General features: G+C 62.7%; 15 protein-coding genes and 1 pseudogene. 7 read left to right on the top strand and 9 right to left on the bottom strand.

Going from position 1 to position 19040, the window contains the following annotated elements:
* Window positions 1-16 precede the first annotated feature (16 nt).
* Window positions 17-3517, top strand: a complete 3501-nt coding sequence (gene dnaE / locus P9875_RS25220; protein WP_278316920.1) for a DNA polymerase III subunit alpha — start codon at window positions 17-19, stop codon at window positions 3515-3517.
* Window positions 3518-3586: 69 nt separating this feature from the next.
* Here dnaE and P9875_RS25215 read toward each other — a convergent pair whose 3' ends face one another.
* The 4 genes from P9875_RS25215 to P9875_RS25200 all read right to left on the bottom strand — a co-directional run bounded on the left by P9875_RS25215 (window position 3587) and on the right by P9875_RS25200 (window position 6400).
* On the bottom strand, window positions 3587-3817 hold the full coding sequence (locus tag P9875_RS25215) for a DUF6139 family protein (protein ID WP_278316919.1): 231 nt from the start codon (window positions 3815-3817) through the stop codon (window positions 3587-3589).
* Between the two features lie 113 nt (window positions 3818-3930).
* Window positions 3931-4926 (bottom strand): VirK/YbjX family protein, encoded by a 996-nt coding sequence (locus P9875_RS25210; RefSeq protein ID WP_278316918.1) that lies wholly within the window; start codon window positions 4924-4926, stop codon window positions 3931-3933.
* A gap of 66 nt (window positions 4927-4992) precedes the next feature.
* Window positions 4993-5475: a hypothetical protein gene (locus P9875_RS25205; RefSeq protein WP_278316917.1), complete on the bottom strand. Its 483-nt coding sequence runs from the start codon at window positions 5473-5475 to the stop codon at window positions 4993-4995.
* Window positions 5476-5578: 103 nt separating this feature from the next.
* Complete coding sequence (locus P9875_RS25200) at window positions 5579-6400, bottom strand: MipA/OmpV family protein (RefSeq protein WP_278316916.1); 822 nt, start codon at window positions 6398-6400, stop codon at window positions 5579-5581.
* A gap of 157 nt (window positions 6401-6557) precedes the next feature.
* Between P9875_RS25200 and P9875_RS25195 the strand changes: the two genes are divergently transcribed.
* From P9875_RS25195 to P9875_RS25180, 4 genes are all read left to right on the top strand, one after another.
* A complete protein-coding gene (locus P9875_RS25195) occupies window positions 6558-7244 on the top strand; it encodes a response regulator (protein ID WP_278316915.1) in 687 nt (228 codons plus the stop codon).
* Window positions 7241-8629, top strand: a complete 1389-nt coding sequence (locus P9875_RS25190) for an ATP-binding protein (protein WP_278316914.1) — start codon at window positions 7241-7243, stop codon at window positions 8627-8629. The genes P9875_RS25195 and P9875_RS25190 overlap by 4 nt, the downstream gene beginning before the upstream one ends.
* A gap of 119 nt (window positions 8630-8748) precedes the next feature.
* The gene (locus tag P9875_RS25185; protein ID WP_176387560.1) at window positions 8749-10344 is read left to right on the top strand and encodes an ATP-binding protein; all 1596 of its coding nucleotides are present in this window, start codon (window positions 8749-8751) and stop codon (window positions 10342-10344) included.
* Complete coding sequence (locus tag P9875_RS25180) at window positions 10331-10942, top strand: response regulator transcription factor (RefSeq protein WP_176387562.1); 612 nt, start codon at window positions 10331-10333, stop codon at window positions 10940-10942. The genes P9875_RS25185 and P9875_RS25180 overlap by 14 nt, the downstream gene beginning before the upstream one ends.
* Before the next feature lie 15 nt (window positions 10943-10957).
* On the opposite strand, the gene P9875_RS25175 is transcribed toward P9875_RS25180, so the two are convergent.
* The 4 genes and pseudogenes from P9875_RS25175 to P9875_RS25160 all read right to left on the bottom strand — a co-directional run.
* Window positions 10958-12058: a glycosyltransferase family 9 protein gene (locus tag P9875_RS25175; protein WP_099402832.1), complete on the bottom strand. Its 1101-nt coding sequence runs from the start codon at window positions 12056-12058 to the stop codon at window positions 10958-10960.
* Window positions 12059-12093: 35 nt separating this feature from the next.
* Window positions 12094-13827 (bottom strand): lipid A export permease/ATP-binding protein MsbA, encoded by a 1734-nt coding sequence (gene msbA, locus P9875_RS25170; protein WP_099402833.1) that lies wholly within the window; start codon window positions 13825-13827, stop codon window positions 12094-12096.
* Between the two features lie 50 nt (window positions 13828-13877).
* Window positions 13878-15092: an O-antigen ligase family protein gene (locus P9875_RS25165; protein WP_099402834.1), complete on the bottom strand. Its 1215-nt coding sequence runs from the start codon at window positions 15090-15092 to the stop codon at window positions 13878-13880.
* 251 nt (window positions 15093-15343) lie between these two features.
* A pseudogene (locus tag P9875_RS25160) lies at window positions 15344-16582 on the bottom strand (malic enzyme-like NAD(P)-binding protein); the annotation flags it as partial.
* Window positions 16583-16789: 207 nt separating this feature from the next.
* On the opposite strand from P9875_RS25160, the gene P9875_RS25155 reads away from it, so the two are divergent.
* Both P9875_RS25155 and P9875_RS25150 read left to right on the top strand, forming a co-directional pair.
* Window positions 16790-17815 carry a LacI family DNA-binding transcriptional regulator gene (locus P9875_RS25155; protein ID WP_278316913.1) on the top strand — a complete coding sequence of 342 codons (1026 nt, stop codon included), beginning with the start codon at window positions 16790-16792 and terminating at the stop codon, window positions 17813-17815.
* A gap of 73 nt (window positions 17816-17888) precedes the next feature.
* Entirely contained in the window at window positions 17889-18428 is a 540-nt protein-coding gene (locus P9875_RS25150; RefSeq protein ID WP_278316912.1) for a hypothetical protein, read from the top strand.
* On the opposite strand, the gene P9875_RS25145 is transcribed toward P9875_RS25150, so the two are convergent.
* Window positions 18404-19027 (bottom strand): LysE family translocator, encoded by a 624-nt coding sequence (locus P9875_RS25145; protein WP_278316911.1) that lies wholly within the window; start codon window positions 19025-19027, stop codon window positions 18404-18406. The genes P9875_RS25150 and P9875_RS25145 overlap by 25 nt on opposite strands.
* Window positions 19028-19040 lie beyond the last annotated feature (13 nt).

Genomic DNA, 19040 nt, shown 5'->3' with positions numbered 1-19040 from the left:
AGGTTCACAGCAAGCAATGCAGCCCGGTCCTGCCTTCGTCCACTTGCGCGTGCACTCGGAGTACTCGATCGTCGATGGCCTGGTGCGCATCGACGACGTGGTCAAGGCGGCGGCGAAGGACAAGCAGGTGGCGCTGGCCGTCACCGACCTGTCGAACCTGTTTGGCATGGTCAAGTTCTACAAGGAAGCGCGCGGCAAGGGCATCAAGCCCATCGTCGGCGTCGATGTGTGGATCACGAATGACGACAACCGCGAAAAACCGTCGCGCTTGCTGTTGCTGGCGAAGAACCGCATGGGCTATCTGCAACTGTGCGAACTGCTGTCGACGGCCTGGCTGACGAACCAGTACAAGGGCCGTGCCGAGCTGCGCATCGAGTGGCTGCAGGCGCTGGCGACGAATACCTATGACTTGTACCCGGGCGAAAGTGCGGCGAATGGCTTGATTGCGCTGTCGGGCGCGCACTTTGGCGATGTCGGCATTGCCATCGAGAATGGCAACCTGGCCCTGGCCGAACGTAACGCGCAGCGCTGGGCCGAGATTTTCCCTGGCCATTTCTATGTCGAGATCCAGCGCGGCGGCCAGGCCAACCAGGAAGCGCAGGTGCGCCATGCGGTGGCCCTGGCGGCCAAGCTGGGCTTGCCTGTTGTTGCCACGCATCCCGTGCAATTTATTTCTCCAGAAGAATTTATTGCCCACGAAGCCCGTACCTGTATCGCCGAAGGTGAAATGCTGGCCAACGCCAAGCGGGTCAAGCGCTTCAACGACAGCCAGCGTTTCCTGTCGCAGGCCGACATGGCGGAATTGTTCGCCGACTTGCCGGCCGCGCTGGCCAATTCCGTGGAAATCGCCAAGCGCTGCAATTTGACCTTGACCCTGGGCAAACCGCAACTGCCGAACTTCCCCACGCCCGAAGGCATGACGATCGACCAGTTCCTCGTTGCCGAGTCGCAGGCGGGCCTGGAAAAGCGTTTGTTGCAGCTGTATCCCGATGCCGAGCGCCGTGAAAAGGAGCGCCCGCGCTACGAGTCGCGGTTGAAGTTCGAGACGGACACGATTTGCAACATGAAATTCCCCGGCTACTTCCTGATCGTGGCCGAGTTTATCCAGTGGGCCAAGGAAAACGGCGTGCCCGTCGGTCCGGGCCGCGGTTCGGGTGCCGGTTCGCTGGTGGCGTATTCGCTGCTCATTACCGACCTCGATCCATTGCAGTACAACCTGCTGTTCGAGCGTTTTTTGAATCCAGAACGCGTCTCGATGCCCGACTTCGATATCGACTTTTGCCAGGAAGGGCGCGACCGGGTCATTCAGCACGTCAAGGATTTGTATGGCAAGGAGGCGGTCTCGCAGATCGCCACTTTCGGTACCATGGCGGCCAAGGGCGCGATCCGCGACGTGGGCCGCGTGATGGACTTCGGCTACAACTTCTGCGACGGCATCTCCAAACTGATCCCGTTCAAGCCGGGCAAACCCGTGTCGATCGCCGACGCGATCGAGGAAGAACCGCTGCTCAAGGAGCGCCTGGAAAACGAGGAAGAGGTCAAGCAGTTGCTGGACCTGGCGCAGCAAGTCGAAGGCATTACGCGCAATATCGGCATGCACGCGGGTGGCGTGCTGATCGCTCCGGGCAAGCTGACGGATTTCTGCCCGCTGTACACGCAAGGCGGCGATTCGGGCGTCGTGTCGCAGTACGACAAGGATGACGTGGAGGCCGTCGGCCTCGTGAAGTTCGACTTTTTGGGTCTGACCACGCTCACCATCCTTGACCGCGCCGTGCGCTACATCAAGCAGCTCGATCCGGCGCAGGCCAATTTCGACCTGGCCACCTTGCCGCTGAACGACAAGCCGTCGTATGACTTGCTGACCAAGGCCAAGACCGTGGCCGTGTTCCAGCTCGAGTCGCGCGGCATGCAGGGCATGCTGAAAGACGCGCGTCCCGACCGCTTCGAAGACATTATCGCGCTGGTGGCGTTGTACCGTCCGGGCCCGATGGACCTGATTCCCGACTTCTGCAAGCGCAAGCACGGTGAGCGTTTCGATTATCCCGATCCGCGCACGGAATCGATTCTGTCCGAAACCTACGGCATCATGGTGTATCAGGAGCAGGTGATGCAGATGGCGCAGATCGTCGGCGGCTACTCGCTGGGCGGCGCCGACATGCTGCGCCGCGCCATGGGTAAGAAGAAGGCCGAAGAGATGGCCGAGCACCGCGAAATCTTCCGCGCCGGTGCGGCAAAAGACGGCTTGACGGCGGAAAAGGCCGACGAGATCTTCGACTTGATGGAAAAGTTCGCCGGCTACGGTTTTAACAAATCACACGCCGCCGCCTATGCTCTGCTGTCGTATCACACGGCCTATTTGAAAGCGCACCACACGGCCGCCTTCATGGCCGCCAACTTGTCGCTGGCCATGGACGACACGGACAAGATCAAGATCCTGGTGGAAGACTCGCTGGAAATCTGCAAGCTGACCTTGTTGCCGCCGGATATCAACGAATCCGATTACCGCTTCACGCCGAGCGGCGCGCCGCCATCCGTGAGCGGCAAGAAAGTCACGCAGATCCGCTATGGCCTGGGTGCCGTGAAAGGCTCGGGCCAGAACGCCATCGAAGCCATCATCGCCGCGCGCGAGGCGGGCGGGCCATTTACGAGCCTGTTCGATTTCTGCAAGCGCGTCGATAAAAAACAGATCAACCGCCGCACCATCGAGTCGCTGATCCGTAGCGGCGCCTTCGATTGCCTGAAGGTCGACCGCGCCATCCTGCTCGCGTCCGTGGCCTTCGCCATGGAATGCGCCGACCAGGCCGCCAAGGCGGCCAATCAGGTGAGCCTGTTCGGCGGCGACGACAGCGACATGGTGGCGCCGCCCGAGTACGTCAAGGTGCCCGTCTGGAGCGATAAACAGCGATTGACGGAAGAAAAGATCGCGCTGGGCTTTTACCTGTCCGGCCACCTGTTCGATTCGTATGCGCCCGAGGCGCGCCGTTTTGCGCGCACGAAATTGTCGGAACTGTCGCCATCGCGCGAACCGCGCATGATGGCCGGCGTCATCACGGGTTTGCGCACGCAGATGACGCAGCGCGGCAAGATCCTCATCGTCACGCTGGACGACAAGAGCGGCACGGTGGAAGTGACGGTGTACGGCGAACTGTTCGATTCCAACCGGAAAATCTTCAAGGAAGATGAATTCCTGGCCGTCGTGGGCAAGGTGTCGGAAGACCGTTTTTCGGGCGGCTTGCGCATCACGGCCGAGAGCGCCTTCGACATCATCGCCGCGCGGGTGCAGTATGGCCGCCAGCTGGGCTTGACCTTGCCCACGACGCTGGACATGAAACGCATCAGCGACGTGATCACGCCGTACCGGGCTGTGGACGGATTGCCGATCGCCGCCAAGGTCAGCCCGCAAGGCGTCAGTTGCGTGCTGCAGTTTGGGGACGAGTGGAAAGTGGCGCCATCGGATGAGTTGCAGATGGCGCTGGAGCAGATGCTGGGCGCGCAAGAGGTGGCGGTCGAATACTGACCGGCACCGCCCGGCGCATGTAGCAAAGCCAAAGCCAAACCGCGGACATGCTGGTTTGGCTTTTTTCGTTTACATGTCTTTCAGGCCCGTGATCGCATAGCCCTTGGCGGCGATCTGCTGGTGCGGCTGTTCGATATGGTAGTTGGGCAAGTTCTCGGCATCGTCGGCCACTTCGCTGGCGCGTGCTTCGATTTGCCAGTCGGTATTGGTCACTTCTTCCGGAATGAGCTTTCCTTCCGGCACGGCGAGGTAGGAAAAAATGCCGTCGTGCTCGGCCCGGCGGTAGATGTCTACGCGCATGAATGCCTCCTAGTAAGCGTTGGGGGAACCGGCGCACCGCAGTGCATGCCGATAGCGCTAGCGTAACAGGATTGGGCCGCGCATGGGTTGAAGCGTGTGCCGCCAGCGGGTGCTCAGGCGGCGGCGGAGGCGTAGTCTTCGTCGTCCAGATCGGCCGCTTGCCGTACTTCCTTGGCCGCCGCCGCAGTGGTCGCGGTGAGCTGCACCGGGCTGCGATGGGTGTCGAGACCGCTACGCAGGCTGCTGATCATGGCCAGCGTCAGTTCGTGGCGTTTGCGTGCTTCCGAGCGTTTTTTTGATGGAATCTCTTCCAGGGCAGGCAGGGGCAAGTTTTCGCATGGGAGCTCAAAATCACCATCCTTGCGTTCTTGGGCGCCAAGTTCTTGCCAAAGGGAATTGTAGTCGGCGAACAGACGGCCCTTTTTGGCGGAATGGTGGACGGCGCGGTTGGCGTTGCCTACAAGCACCATATTGCGGCAGCCATGATCATGTCCCAGCTGGCGCACCAGGCGCACCATCAGGGCCTTGGGGCGCATGCCGTGCAGGTCGCGGGTAGCCTCGCGCACGCGGCGCAAGCCTTCCGCGCCGCGCGGACCCTGGATGCAGCCGATGCCCACGCCCATGCTGGCGGGCGCGCGGGAACCGAAAAAGCTAAACGCGATCGAGTAGATCACGTCGTCGCCATGTGCCAGTTGCAAGACCATTTCGCCTTCACGGTCCATCGGTTGTAGCGAACACAGCTGTAGATGATAGGGCGCGCCCGATTTTCCCGGCACGGAGCCCAGCCGTACGGGCGCGCGCGCCGCCTGCGTCATCAACTTGCCCCAGCCCTGTTGCAGGATGAAATGATAGTGCTCGACCAGCAAGGCGACGCGCTGGCGGCACGACAGGTTTGTGCTCAGGTAAGGGCGGTACACCTTGTGCATCAGGTGCGGATAGGCTTGCAGCAAGTCCCGGAACACGGGGTGCGAATTGAGCAGTTGCAGCCAGATGCGCGTCTGCCGGCGCTGCAGCTGTGCACGCAATTGCAGCTTGAGCAGCTCGCGCACGCGTGACATGCCTGGCGGCATATTGCTCAGGCCCGCGTGCAGGGTAATGGCTTGTGTCATCAAAGGGTGTCCATGTGAATGTGGATGGGGGAGCGCCGGTGGCGCTTCAGGCCGGCGGCGGCCCGCTCATGCCGTCGCTATCGGCCAGCAAGACCGTGGCGCTGCGCGTGGCGCGCGCCAGCTTGCGTGCCAGTAGTCCGGCAGGACGATTTCGTGGCAGCCGAGCAGTTCAGCCGTATCGAGGATCGTAAACAGCAGCTCGCCGGCGAAAAGATGCGTGCTGAAGGCGAGCTGCGAACGGCTCAGGTAGAGTCCCGCCTCGTGCAGCATCTGCTGCGTGGCCGGGTCCAGCGCATGGCATGCGCCGGCAATGTGCCGGGGCAAATCATCGGCCTGGCGCGCTGGCGCCGGTGTCACGTGCAGCAGGCGGATGCTGACCTGGATACCCCATTCCTGCAGGCGCCTGGCGTAGCGCGCGCCGTAGATGATGTCGCTGGCGCGCTCGACGGGCAAGAGCAGCAGCAAGGTATCCTGGTCCGGCTTGCCGCCTGCGCCCGCAGCGTTGCCCGGGGCGCGGTGGCGTTGCGGGGCAAGGCGCGATGCATGCATGGAAGGGATGGCCTTAGTCGGAAAACCAGGTCATGGTATCCATGCCATTCCCCTCTGTAAATTGGCGAAACAGCGTACGGGTTCCCCTTATGCCGCGCTTGTTTTAATAGCGGTAGGTGACGTACACGGCGCCGATCGGCGAAGTCTTGCGCTGCACGATGGGGCTTTTTGCCGCGTCGCCCAGGCGGCTCTCGACGCCGATCAGCGTGTTGACGCCCCAGCGCGCATCGATGCGGTGCTCCCAGTTGACGGTGGCCTGCGCTTCATAGAAACCGCCTTTTGGCGTGTATTGCTTGAACGAGGTATTCGCGGCCTGGGTGGCCGTCACGCCATACATGGTCTGCACGTACTTGCGCTCGCCCCAGCCCAGCTGGCCGCTGACGCTCACGCTGTCTTGCTGCATGCCCTTGGCATCGGCCCGGCCGTAAATCTGGCCACTGGCGCCGAAATGCACATTCGCGCCGTTTTCCCGGTTCGACAGGGGAATGTCGCTCGACACGCTCAGCGACAGACCCGGCAGGGGGGAATAGCCGGCGCTGAGCAGGGCGCTGGCATTGCCCTTGACTTCGCCCATGCCCTTCAGGTAATCGCTGCCGCCGAAGCCGTTAACGCCCGTGCGCTTGTGGTCTTCGCGCTTGCCGCGGTAGCCCAGTGCGGCGCTGTAGCTGAAGGGCCCGGCCTGGCCGCCATAACCGAGGCCGCGCGAGGTGCTGATGAACAAGCCATTGGCCATGGCGTAGTCGAGGATGATCAGGGGCGAGGCCGACAGCTTGTCGGCGCCGGAATAGCTGGACACGGCAGCGACGCCGCCGCCGATGGTGAAAACATTTTCCGCGGCGGGTTCGGCCGCCGCGGCGGCCAGCGGGTTGAGGATCATGCCGCTGGCGAGTGCCAGCGCGGTCAGCAGGGTTGTGGGTGCGTGCATGGTGTTTTCCGTCAGGTGGAGAACCGAGTCCGGAGTGGCTCGATTGACTGCTGACAGTATTCATCCTTGCCATGAAGGAAAACTGAGCCTTTTATTAAGATTGCATGAAGAGCGCTTCTTTACCCATTCTTCAGCTTGCGGTGGTTTAATACTCACCATGAAGATACTGCTGATTGAAGACGATATGGACCTGGGCAATGGCGTGCGAATCGCCCTGCGCGACCAGGGCATGCAAGTGGTCTGGGTGCGCAGCCTGGAGGATGCGGCGCGCAGCATCGAGCACGACAGTTGTGAACTGGTGTTGCTGGACCTGGGTTTGCCCGACGGCGATGGCCTCGATTTGCTGGCCCGCCTGCGCGCGGCCCGCCTGCCGGTGCTGATCCTCAGCGCCCGCGATACGCTGGAACAGCGCTTGCGGGGCCTCGATGGCGGCGCTGACGATTATCTGGTGAAACCGTTCGTGCTGGCCGAGCTGCTGTCGCGCGTGCGCGCCCTGGCGCGCCGCAGCTATGGCTTTGACGGCGACACCATCGAATTGCGCGGCCTGCTGCTGCAGGTGCCCACGCGCCGTGTCAGCGTGCATGGGCGGCCCGTGGAGTTGACGGCCAGTGAATATGCGCTGCTGAAGACCTTGCTGATGCGCGCCAACCGGGTCATCACGCGCCGCGTGCTGGAAGAACACATCCTGCCCGGCGGGCTGGCCAATGCCAGCAATACCCTGGACGTGCATATGGGCAACCTGCGCCGCAAGATCGGCGAAGGGTATATCCGTACCGTGCGCGGCGTCGGCTATGTCATCGACCAGCAGAGCGAGACAGCCACTTCGCCCGGTGCCGGCGCATGATGGGGCGTTTCTGGGCCATGCTGCGCCGGCCCACGCTGGTGCGCCGCCTGATGGTCGCGCAAATGCTGATGCTGACCGTGCTGTGGAGCCTGGCCGTGGCGTATGTGCTGGTCGAGGGCGCGGGCGAAGCGAGCAATGTGACCCGTGGCGTGTTGCACGCCATTGTCAGCGTGGCCGATAACCTGGCCGAACAGCCGCAGCGCCAGGAGCAAAGCTTGCGCGCCATCGACGAAGCCTTGCGCGAGGAGTTTGAGATGGGGCAGGTGCCGGAGCTGGCGCCGCGCATCCTCGTCTGGCGCGAAGGCAAGCTGGTCTACAAGTCCCCCGATGCGCCCAGCGGTATCCGCAGCGCCGGCCCGGAACACATGGAAGTGGTGTACGTCAAGGGCCAGGCCTGGCGCAGCCGCAGCCTGGCTGAAGGGACCACCCGCGTGACGGTGCTGGAGGTGGGCGGCGCCTGGCAATTTTTCATCACGATCAATTCACGCGGCTACTACCTGCTGCCGCTGCTGATCAGCCTGCCGTTCCTGCTGATGCCGGCCTGGCTGTCGATTCGCCTGGCCATGCGCCCGTGGCGCAAGGTGGCGCAGGAAGTGGCGGCGCGCGGGCCGCAGGATTTGCGTCCGCTGGCCTTCAAGCCGCCGCATGGCGAACTGGCGGCGCTGGTCGACAATATCAATGCCCTGCTGCAGCGGGTCGATGCCAGCGCTTCGCGCGAACGCAGCTTCATCGCCGATGCCACACATGAGCTGCGCACGCCACTGGCGGCCATGCGCGTGAATGTCGAGGCCTTGCAGGGGCAGGCGCATGACGCGCGCCAGCAAGAGCTGCTGGACGGTATCTTGAACAGCGGCAACCGCGCCGCGCGCCTGGTGGGCCAGCTGCTGCAACTGACGCGCAGCGAAGTGCAGGCGGGCGGGGGCGAGTTGCCGCGGCGGCAGGCGCTCGATACCTTGCTGCAAGACCGTCTGGCGGCCTTGTCCGGCCTGGCCCAGGCGTGCGATATCGAACTCGAATTGCAAGCCAGCGTCTCGCTCAGCGTAGCCGGACAGCGCGAAAGCCTGGTCTCGCTGATCGACAACCTGGTGGAGAACGCCATCAAGTACAGTCCGCGCGGCAGCAGCGTGACGGTGTCGCTGCATGCGGAACGGGGCCAGGCCGTGTTGCATGTGGCCGATCAGGGGCCGGGCATCGCGCCGGCCCTGTATGACCGCGTGTTCGACCGCTTTTTCCGCGCGCCGCAGCAGGCGCAGCCGGGCAGCGGCCTGGGCTTGTCCATCGTCGCGTCCGTCGTGCGCCAACATGGCGGCACGATTCAGTTGCATAGAGGTAATGGCGGCCTGGGCTTGCTGGTGGAGGTGCGCTTGCCGCTGGCCGAGGCCTGACTGCGCCGGCGCGCCTTGCGGCATTGCATGAAGATTATTTCATGTGCTTATAACGCAAGATGGCATGGCGTGGCGCACGCTTGCAATGCATAATGCGGGACAGTTAAAAAAACACCGTTATGCGCCCATTTTTGTCCCGTTACCTGCCGTATCCCGCCTTTGTCGGCCTGTATCTGCTGTTTGACTGGGCCACGTATATCGATCCGATGTACGGTTTGAACATCACGCCCTGGAATCCCGATCCCGCGCTGGGCCTGGTATTTTGGCTGATCCATGGCCGCAAGGCGGCGCTGCCGTGGTTTATCGCCCTGGTGGCCGGCGAGGTGCTGGTGCGCGGCATGCCCGCAGGCCTGCCCCTGACCTTGCTCTGTTCGGCGTGGCTGGTGCTCGGCTATGGCGGTATCGGCGCAGTCCTGCGCCGCAGTTTCAGCAGCAGCGACATTTTCGACAACCGGCGCCGCCTGAGCGCTTGGGTTGCCATCGTGCTGTGTGGCACCGTGCTCAATGCGCTCGGCTATATTTCCCTGCTGTCGCTGACGGGACGCATCCCGGCCGGCGAATGGGGTACGGCCGTGTGGCGCTTCGGCATCGGCGACATGGTCGGCATGCTGGTGTCGATGCCGCTGATCTGGGTGCTGTTCAGCGAACGGGGGCGCGAGCGCCTGCATGCCGCCGTCTGGCGCTGGGAAACCCTGGCGTATCTGGCCCTGGCCAGCTTCGTGCTGTGGAGCCTCTTCGGTTCCATCGTGCGTTGCGAATACAAGCATTTCTACTTCCTGTTTCTCCCCGTGATCTGGGCCGCCTCGCGCCAGGGCTTGCATGGCGCCGTGCTGGCCGTGTTTGTATTGCAACTGTGCATCATCACTCTCGTGAAATGGACGCATGCGGTCGATATCCAGTTTTATGAATTGCAATTGCTCGATGCCGTGCTGGCGCTGGTGGGATTTTTTATCGGCATCGTCGTCGATGAAATGCGGCAGGTGTCCAACGAACTGAAACACACGATGCGCCTGGCCGCCGCCGGCGAGATGGCGGCCGCTCTCGCGCATGAGCTGAACCAGCCGCTGACGGCCTTGTCGACCTATGGCAAGGCGTGCGAGTACTTGCTGGAGCGGGGCGAGACGGGCGCCTTGCTGCAGGGGGCCGTGGGCCATATGATCGTCGAATCGGGACGCGCCGCGGACGTGGTGCGCCGCCTGCGCGACTTTTTCCGCACGGGCGCGATGCAGCTCGAAGCGGTGGAGGCGGGCGCCTTGATCGAGGGCATGGCGCGCCAGTTCACGCCGCTGTTCCATGAGCATGGCATCGAGCTGGTGCTGGCGCCGCCGTCGCCGCTGGCCGTCAATGCCGACCGGCTGCAAATCGAACTGGTGCTGCGTAATTTACTGGCCAATGCGCAGGATGCGGTGATGGGCCAGCCGCGCGGCCGGCGCCGCATCACGGTCTCGGCCGAGCGGCTCGACGGCGGGCGGCTGTGCTTGTCCGTGGAAGATAGCGGCCCCGGCATTTCCAACAGCCTGGCGGCACGCCTGTTCGAACCGTTCGTTTCGACCAAGGCCAGCGGTCTGGGTCTGGGGCTGGTGCTCAGCCGCAGCATCGTCGAAGCGCATGGCGGCCAGCTATGGGCCGAAGTGGGCAAGCATGGCATTTTTCGTTTTGTCCTGCCCCTGGCGCGCGCCAGTGGCGGCGCGACAGGAGAGTATGGTGACAAGTAATTTGACGGTATTTATCGTCGACGACGATCCCGCCGTGCGCGATGCGCTGGGTTTGCTGCTGGGCATACGCGGCTACCGCACGGCCCTGTTTTCCTGCGGCGAGGATTTCCTGCGCAGCTGGCGGCCCGAGTGGGCCGGCTGTCTGCTGGTCGATATCCGCATGTCGGGCATGGATGGCCTGAGCCTGCAGCGCCGCTTGCTGGAGCTCAAATGCATGCTGCCCGTCATTATTATCACGGGACATGGCGACGTGGCCCTGGCACGCCAGGCCTTCAAGGCGCAGGCCAGCGATTTCCTGGAAAAACCGTTTGATCACGACAAGCTGCTGGCAGCCATCGAGGAAGCGTTTTCGCGCGAGGCGCATGCGCGCGGTCAGTTGCTGCGTCAGGTGGAGGGGTTAGCCTTGCTGCGCGCCCTGACGCCACGCGAGCGGGAAGTGATGCAACTGGTGGTGACGGGCCAGCACAACCGCGATATCGCCCCTGTGCTGGGCATTTCCGTGCGCACGGTGGAAGTGCACAAGGCGCGCCTGATGGACAAGCTCGGTGTCGATAATGTGGCCGACCTGGTGCGCATCAGCATGCTGGGCGCTGGCTAGCCGTTAAAGCGTTCTCTAGGCGATGGTCTGCAATACCTGATCGCTTGAAATCGCCTTGACCCAGTCGCTGCGCCGCGCCACCGTGATGACGGTGCTGTTGGCGCTGTCGAACGGCGCCCATTCCGGATTTTTCTTGCGCATCAACGCCACCACTGGCACATGCACGGCGTTCGCCAGGTGCATGATCGATGTTTCCACCGAAATGATCAGGTCGCATTGCGCCAGCATGGCCGGCAGCTGGAAAAAGTTGTCGACGGCGCTGAAGGCTTGCGTGCGCGGCAGCTTGTGCGCCTGCACGACGGCATTCACCTTGGCCAGTTCCTGCGGCATGGCATTGATCAGGAAGCAGGCATCTTTCCATTTCGGCATCGCCTGCATGCGCGCGATCAGCTCGGCGATGCGTTCCAGCGGCCAGCCGCGCTTGTGCGACTTGGCAAACGGGTTCAGGAGTACGAGCGGACCCTGGCGCGGGGCAAAGCCCCAGTCCGTCAGCTGCTCTTGCGCCTGCTGCAGCGCGTGTTCGGGAATGTGGACGAAGGGATAGCGTTCGGCCACGGGAATGTCGAGTCCCGTCAACTGGTGGAACCAGTCCGCATACACGCTGCTGATATGGTGTTCGCCGGCATCCTGTCCCGCATACGAGGCCAGCACGGCGTCGATCTTGCGGTAAGCCAGGTAATGCCAGGGGCGCAGCGGGCTGAACGGTTTGCGCGTGCCGATCACCAGCCCGTGCGGGCTGATCGCGCGGGCCAGGTCAGCGTACTGCTGTGGCCGCACGTGGGCCAGCGATACGACGACGGGATAGTGTTCCGCCTTGGCTTCGCGCAGTGATTCTTCGTACAGCGCCGGGCTGTAGGTCTTGCGGTACACCTTGGCGAACAGGCCCGACTGCTCCACCCAGTCGTACAGCGAATAGGTGCGCAAGCCTTCCCATTGTTTGGCGTCGGACGTGCGGCGCACTTCGTCGACCCACAGGTGGATCTGGATATGCGGATAGGCCGCGGCAAAGGCGCGGAAACCGTTTTGCAGGTAGGTAAAGTCTCCCAGCGCCAGATGGGCGATGAATAGAATTTTGTCCGACTTTTGTAGAAGTTCGGCGGGAATCAAAGGCGTCATGTATCAGTACGATTTCAGGTATTCATTCGATGGTGTCAAGCCACTTGCTGGGAAAATTGCAGGCGATGCAGATTGGCATACGCGCCGTTGGCATCCAATAATTGCTGGTGACTGCCGGTTTCCATTATTTTCCCGTGTGACAATACCACGATACGGTCCGCACGTTCAATTGTTGATAGTCGATGAGCAATAACCAAGGTGGTTTTACCTTGCATCAGATGCTCGAGTGCCGCTTGCACGGCCCGTTCCGCCTCCGTATCCAGTGCCGAGGTGGCTTCATCGAGGATCAGGATGGGCGCATCCTTGTAGATCGCGCGGGCGATGGCCACGCGCTGGCGCTGGCCGCCGGACAGGCGCGAGCCGTTGTCGCCCAGGCGCGTTTCCAGGCCATCGGGCAAGCCGTCGATGACGTCCGACAGGAAGGCGGCCGCGGCGGCCGCTTCGACGCGCTGCCGGTCCGGCGCCGCGTCGCCATACGCGATATTGGCGGCCAGGGTATCGTCGAACAGCACCACCTGCTGGCTGACCATGGCGATCTGGCTGCGCAGGCTGGTCAGGGCGATGGCATCGATATTCTGCCCATCGAGCAGAATCTCGCCACTGCTGGCCGAGTAAAAGCCGGGCAGCAGGCTGACCAGGGTCGATTTGCCGCCGCCGGACATGCCGACAAAGGCGACCGTTTGTCCTGGCGCAATGCTCAGATCGATGTGTCGCAGGGCCGGTTCCTGATGTCCTGGGTAGGCAAAGCTCACGTCCTTGAACTCGATGCGGCCGCCGCTGCGGCCAGCGAGCGGCTTGCCGCCCGTGCGTTCCGGTGTCTTGTCGATCAGCTGGAAGACTTCCTCGGCGGCGGCCATGCCGCGCTGCAGGGGGCCGTTGACTTCGGCCAGCTGCTTCAAGGGCGTCAGCAGCATCAGCATGGCCGTGATGAAGGAAACAAAGCCGCCGACCGTGATCTGCCCCTGCTCCGACTGGAACAGGGCCATCACGATGACCAGGGAGACAGCGGCGGCCGTGATCACCTGGGTGATGGGCACGGTGGCGGAAAAGGTGGTGGTCATGCGCATGCTGTAGCGGCGCAATTGCTCGGCACGCTCTGCGAAGCGCGATTTTTCATAGTCCTGGCCGCCGAAGATCTTGATCACTTGCTGCGCGCGCGTGGTTTCCTCGATGACCTGGGTCAGCTCGGCATTGACGGCCAGCGAGTCGCGGTTGAGTTTTTTCAGGCGTTTGCCCGTGGTGCGCACGACGATGGTCAGCACGGGCAGCAGCACAAGGGTCACCAGGGTCAGCGCCCAGTTCAGGTACAGCAGCCACGCGAGCAGGCCCAGCACGGTGAGCGAGGAGCGCACGATCGAGGTGAACACCTTGGTCACCATCTCGATGATCTGCTGCACCTCGAACATGATGGAGTTGATGACTTTGCCCACCGTGTGCGTGTTGTAGAAGTCGATGGGCAGGTTCAGCATGCTGGCGAACATCCGGCGCCGCAACTCGTTGAGGATGCGCGTGGAGACATAGCTCATCAGGTAGCTGCTGGCAAACGTCGACGCGCCGCGCATGGCAAAGATGCCGATGACGATCAGCGGCACCAGCCAGAAGGAAAAATTCACCTTGCCGCCAAAACCATTGTCGAGCAGTAGCTTGAGCGCATACGGCAGCAGCGGTTCCGTGGCCGCCGTGACGACCATCGCCAGCAAGGCCAGGGCCAGGTGTTTCTTATAGGGCGCGTGCAGCGCGGTGAGGCGCTTCAGGTCGGGCGTGAGCATCGGTATGGTTCCTTGCAGAGACAGCAAAAACGGTCAGGCGAAAGACGAGTTCAGGCAATGCGTTCTTGCTGACGCAACATGGCCCACAGTATCACCATCGGGAAGACCAGCATGATGATGCCGATATTCAGGGTGAGCGAGCTCGTCGTCAGGCCAAAAATCATATAGCAGGTGCACAGTACGACGCCTGCCAATGCATGGGGCTGGGCTGCTGGGGCGCTGTGGCGCAGGGCGCGGCCAAACAGGGACAAGGGTACGAGGAAAAGCGCCAGCAAGGCCATTACGCCGATGATGCCGCGCTTGACGAGCGTGTCAATATAGTCGTTATGGGCATTGGTATATTCGCCGACTGTCTTATTCATCTTGCCTTCAGTCGTCAGGATGAGCTTCGCTTCCAGATACCCGGTACGGCCTATACCTACCGCCAAATTATCACGGGATATCAGCAAGGCCGTGCGCCACATTTCCAGGCGTTGTCCGACCGACGACCATTTGAGATCGGCGCCATGTTCAAAATTCTGCGTCTCCTCGACGGCGGCATGTATGCGCTTGCGTATCTGGGAATCAGGCATGGAATAAGTAACCGCACCGAGGGCGATGATCGCGATGGCAGTACTGGCAATATAGCGTTTGCCATCTTTTTTGGCGTAATGCAGGGCGATGATGCCAGCGCAAACGGGCAAGGCCAGCCAACCGCTGCGGCTTCCGCTGATGACAGAGCCGAAAATGCCGGCCAGGCCGCCGGCCAGCAAGAGTGTTGACCATGCCGCGCGGTGGTGTTGTTCGCGGGCCCAGACCAGGCCGCTCAGCGATAGCATGCCCAGCAACATGCTTACATTGCCGTAATGGATGGCGTTGCTGGTTGCCGCCTGGGGACGTTCCACGTCCAGCATGATGAATTGCCAAAACGCCAATGCGGCACCGCCGATGGCGCCAATGGCGACACCGCCGCACCAGGCCGCCGGCCGCGGCGGATAGGCGAGCAGCAGCAGCAGGACGGGCACGGCCAGCAGTACCCGCAATGGCATGTCGAGTTCGCGTGCGGGATCACCGTGATACAGCATATTGGCGGTGAAAGTAAGGAAGTAGGCCAGCATCACGCCCAACAGCAGATAGTCCCGGCGCTGCAGATGCAGGCGGGGGCGTTTCCATAGCAGCCAGCTGCTGGCCAGCAGCAGCACCAGCGCGCCAAGGGAATACCCGCTGTTGACAGCCAGCGCCAATGCCGAAAAGAGAAAAACACAAACAGAAGTCAAGCCGAGCATGAATATCCTTGGTAACGCACGTCGTCGCCATTATGGCAACTGTAGCAACATAAAGTAGGCGTCATTGTAATCGAAGGTGGCAACAAAAATGTCCGTGGGGATTTGCCCATCGGCAACTATATTGGCGATATCAAGGGGGAAATAGAAAAAACCATGGTTTTTAGCCATGGTTTTTTTGTAAGCAATGGTAACTTGCTGTTATTTTGCCAAGGCCGCAAGGCCTGTCATGCGTCTCAGGCGCTGGCCGGCACGCGGGTGGCGACGCCGGTGGCGATGGCCGCTTGCGACACGGCAGGCGCGACCCAGCTGCGCAGACGCTCGTCGAACGGCGACGGTATCAGTTGCAGCGGGCTCAAGGCGCTGCTTTCGTGACCCGGCAACGGCTCCTTGGCCAGCGCGGCGATGGCGCGCACGCAGGCCAGCTTCATCTCTTCATTGATGGTGGTGGCGCCCACGTCGAGCGCGCCACGGAAGATGTACGGGAAGCACAGCACGTTGTTGATCTGGTTCGGGTAGTCCGAGCGGCCCGTGGCCACGATGGCGTCGTCGCGCACGGCGTGCACTTTTTCCGGGGCGATTTCCGGATGCGGATTGGCCAGGGCGAAGATCAATGGCTTGGCGGCCATCGATTCGACCATCTGCGCGCTGACCACTCCGCCCTTCGAGACGCCGATGAAGATGTCGGCGCCGACCATGGCGTCGGCCAGGTCGCGGTCGCTGGTGTCGTTCGCGTAGCGCGCCTTGTTCTCTTCCATGCTCGCATCGCGGCCCGGGTAGATCACGCCCTGGCTGTCGCATACCTTCAGCAAGGATTTGTTCAGGCCCAGCGAAACGAGCAGGTCCAGGCAGGCGATGGAGGCGGCGCCCGCGCCCGAGACGGCCACCTTGACGTTGCCGATATCCTTGCCCACCAGTTCCAGGCCGTTCAGGATGCCGGCCGCGACGATGATGGCCGTGCCGTGCTGGTCGTCGTGGAAGACGGGAATGTTCATGCGCTTGCGCAATTGCTGCTCGATGTAGAAGCAGTCCGGCGCCTTGATGTCTTCCAGGTTGATGCCGCCGAAGGTCGGCTCCATGCGCACCACGGTGTCGATGAACAGGTCGGGATCGTTCTCGGCCAGTTCGATGTCGAATACATCGACGTCGGCGAATTGCTTGAACAGGCATGCCTTGCCTTCCATCACCGGTTTGCTGGCCAGCGGACCGATATCACCCAGGCCCAGCACGGCCGTGCCATTGGTGATCACGGCCACCAGGTTGCTGCGCGAGGTGTAGATGCCGGCCGTGCGCGGATCTTCCACGATGGCTTCGCAGGCGAAGGCCACGCCCGGCGAGTACGCCAGGGTCAGCGCGCGGGCGTCGCCCAGCGGTTTGGTTGGCGTGACGGAAATCTTGCCTGCGCGAGGTTCGGCGTGATAGGCGAGGGCGGCTTCTTTCAGGTTGAAGGTTTCGCCGTTCTGTTCGGCGTGCTTGCTGTGGGAAGTAGACATAGGAATTCTGGGAAGGGCATGCATGGCCCGAGTGGTAAGTCCGAGCCATGGTATGCAAGCGTTTGCACGCTGTCAAGGCTGGATTGTGCTTAAGAGTACCAAAACCGCTTTGGGTAGCCCCTTTATTCTAATGCAAGCGTTTGCTCGGTTTTTGACGGGAAGCGGAATTTTTACGATAAAATCACGGTATTGCGATCCGGGAAGCCCATGACAAACAAGAACCCCACCTTAAGCGACGTCGCGCGGGCCAGCGGCGTGCACTTTTCCACCGTCTCGCGCGTGATGAACCCGGAAACGCGGCAAATGGTCAGCGTCGAGGTGGCCGCGCGCGTGCTGGCCGAAGCGGGCCGCCTCGGCTACCGGCCCAACCGTGCCGCCTCCACCCTCGTCACGCGCAAGTCGCGCATCATCGGCGTAGTCTTGCCCGACATTACCAACGCGGTGTTTCCGCCTATCCTGCTGGGCATCGAGGAAGGCTTGCGCAAGCATGGCTACCTGGCCATCGTCGCCAATGTGGGCGCCGACGAGCAAGAGCAGCTGTTCGTCATCAACCGTCTGCTGGGGCAGCAGGTTGACGGCCTGATCCTGGCCACGGCGCGCCGCGACGATCCCGTCATCAAGATGTGCATCGACCAGAACGTGCCCGTGGTTACCGTCAACCGCAGCGACGAGACGGGAGTCGCTTCCTGCGTCGTCAGCGACGACGTGGTGGGCATGCGCCTGGCCGTGGAGCACTTGCTGGCGCTGGGCCACCGCCATATCGCGCACATCGCCGGCCCGGAAAACCTGTCCACCGGCCATGTGCGCCGCCTTGGTTTCCTGGCCGCCATCCAGGCCAGCGAACTCGATCCCTCACAAGCGTTCGTGTTTGAAAGCAGCGGCTATTCGCGCGAATGCGGCAAGGCGGCCCTGCTGGAACTGCTGCGCCAGTCCCCGCGGACGACGGCCGTGGTGACTGGCAGCGACCTGGTGGCCCTCGGCTGCTACGACGCCATCCGTGAACTGGGCTTGAGTTGTCCCGAAGATATTTCCATCGTGGGCCATAACGACATGCCCTACATGGACATGATCCGTCCGCCGCTGACCACCATCCGCATCCGCCACCACGGCATCGGCACGGAAGCGGCCCGGCTGATCCTGCAAACCATCGACTCGCCCGATTCCCCCGTGCTGGACGTGCGCCTGAAACCTGAACTGGTGGTGCGCGAATCGACGGCCGCTCCCCGGGGCTGAGGCCGCGCCTGGGGCCGCGTCGCTGCAAGGTGGTACACTGGCGCCCCTCAACGTATTTTGCCCCTCTATCGCCATGACCAAAACCAACACGCCTTCCCCGAAACGCCGCGAAGAGGGCGTCGCCAAGCTGACCGTCAATCCCTTCCTCGACGCCGAGTTTTACGCGCGCATGCGCGACTACACGGAGCGCGATGCGGCCATCATCAAGGAATTGAAGGCGATCGCCGAGATTCGCGCCGGCAACAAGCAGCCCGACCCGCGCCTGGCGACGTCGCTGCAGGCACTGCGCGATACCGTCAAAAAAGGTTTGACGTTTGGCGAGATGCTCGACCGCATCGCGGCCGGCAAGGAAAAGGGATTGTGGGAACCGTGGATGACGACCTTCGGCATCGAGATCCGCGCCGTCAACTATGGCGCCGGTCCGCGCAACGCCTGCCTGGTGCTGGACCTGGCCGCGAATGCTCCCGCGCACGCGATGTTCGCCAAGGCGGGCATCCAGAACTGGCGCAGCCTGGCTGCCGACGACTGCTCCGTCGTGCGCTCGGAAAAAGCGACGGAAACGACGCCGCTGAAAGTGTACGCCGTGTTTTACCTGGATCCATTGCCAGCTTGAATCAGTAACACGACCGCCAGCACGATCAGCATCACGCCCGACAGCCGTTCCAGCGACGGCAGCGCGCGGGCAAAGCGCTGCCGCAGGGCGGCGCTGCCTATCGCCAGCGCCACCGCCATATCCCACGCCAGCACGGCAAACACCATCCACGCGCCATACGCCGCCATCGCGGCGGGACTCGTCTGCCTGCCAGCCAGCACGGTGGCCAGGCTGACGTAGAACAGCGCGTTCTTCGGGTTCAGGATGGCCGAGACAAACCCCATCGCGACACCGCCGCGCCAGCGCGCCTTGCCGGTGGCGGACCCCGCCTCCAGGTTGCTCTTGCCCGCATGGCGCAGGAATAGCCAGCCCAGGTACAGCAGATAGGCGCATCCCGCCAGCCGCACCACCATGAATGCCATACTGTCCGCCTTTAGCACCGACAGTCCGCCAAACGCCGCCACGATAAACACGGCATTGGCCACGGTAATGCCCACGCATGTGCCGGCGGCGCCGCGCCAGCCGTGGGCCAGCGAGGTGCGCGCGATCAGGAAAAAATCGGGACCGGGCGACAGCAGGGACAGAAAGTGGGCAGCGGCGATGAAGAGGAAATCCTGCATGGGGTTCGGCTCC

This window comes from Janthinobacterium rivuli (assembly GCF_029690045.1).
GTDB classification, from domain to species: Bacteria; Pseudomonadota; Gammaproteobacteria; order Burkholderiales; family Burkholderiaceae_D; genus Janthinobacterium; species Janthinobacterium rivuli.
The sequence above is the reverse complement of the archived record's forward strand: the minus strand, read 5'-3'. Positions and strand labels throughout refer to the sequence as shown.

Bases quoted from the DNA above. Each gene is read 5' to 3' on its own strand.
- P9875_RS25150 (WP_278316912.1), top strand. From the start codon at position 17,889: ATGACCAAAACCAACACGCCTTCCCCGAAACGCCGCGAAGAGGGCGTC.
- P9875_RS25185 (WP_176387560.1), top strand. From the start codon at position 8,749: ATGCGCCCATTTTTGTCCCGTTACCTGCCGTATCCCGCCTTTGTCGGC.
- P9875_RS25210 (WP_278316918.1), bottom strand. From the start codon at position 4,926: ATGACACAAGCCATTACCCTGCACGCGGGCCTGAGCAATATGCCGCCA.
- P9875_RS25155 (WP_278316913.1), top strand. From the start codon at position 16,790: ATGACAAACAAGAACCCCACCTTAAGCGACGTCGCGCGGGCCAGCGGC.
- P9875_RS25200 (WP_278316916.1), bottom strand. From the start codon at position 6,400: ATGCACGCACCCACAACCCTGCTGACCGCGCTGGCACTCGCCAGCGGC.
- msbA (WP_099402833.1), bottom strand. From the start codon at position 13,827: ATGCTCACGCCCGACCTGAAGCGCCTCACCGCGCTGCACGCGCCCTAT.
- P9875_RS25145 (WP_278316911.1), bottom strand. From the start codon at position 19,027: ATGCAGGATTTCCTCTTCATCGCCGCTGCCCACTTTCTGTCCCTGCTG.
- P9875_RS25165 (WP_099402834.1), bottom strand. From the start codon at position 15,092: ATGCTCGGCTTGACTTCTGTTTGTGTTTTTCTCTTTTCGGCATTGGCG.
- P9875_RS25190 (WP_278316914.1), top strand. From the start codon at position 7,241: ATGATGGGGCGTTTCTGGGCCATGCTGCGCCGGCCCACGCTGGTGCGC.
- P9875_RS25195 (WP_278316915.1), top strand. From the start codon at position 6,558: ATGAAGATACTGCTGATTGAAGACGATATGGACCTGGGCAATGGCGTG.
- P9875_RS25175 (WP_099402832.1), bottom strand. From the start codon at position 12,058: ATGACGCCTTTGATTCCCGCCGAACTTCTACAAAAGTCGGACAAAATT.
- P9875_RS25180 (WP_176387562.1), top strand. From the start codon at position 10,331: ATGGTGACAAGTAATTTGACGGTATTTATCGTCGACGACGATCCCGCC.
- P9875_RS25215 (WP_278316919.1), bottom strand. From the start codon at position 3,817: ATGCGCGTAGACATCTACCGCCGGGCCGAGCACGACGGCATTTTTTCC.
- dnaE (WP_278316920.1), top strand. From the start codon at position 17: ATGCAGCCCGGTCCTGCCTTCGTCCACTTGCGCGTGCACTCGGAGTAC.
- P9875_RS25205 (WP_278316917.1), bottom strand. From the start codon at position 5,475: ATGCATGCATCGCGCCTTGCCCCGCAACGCCACCGCGCCCCGGGCAAC.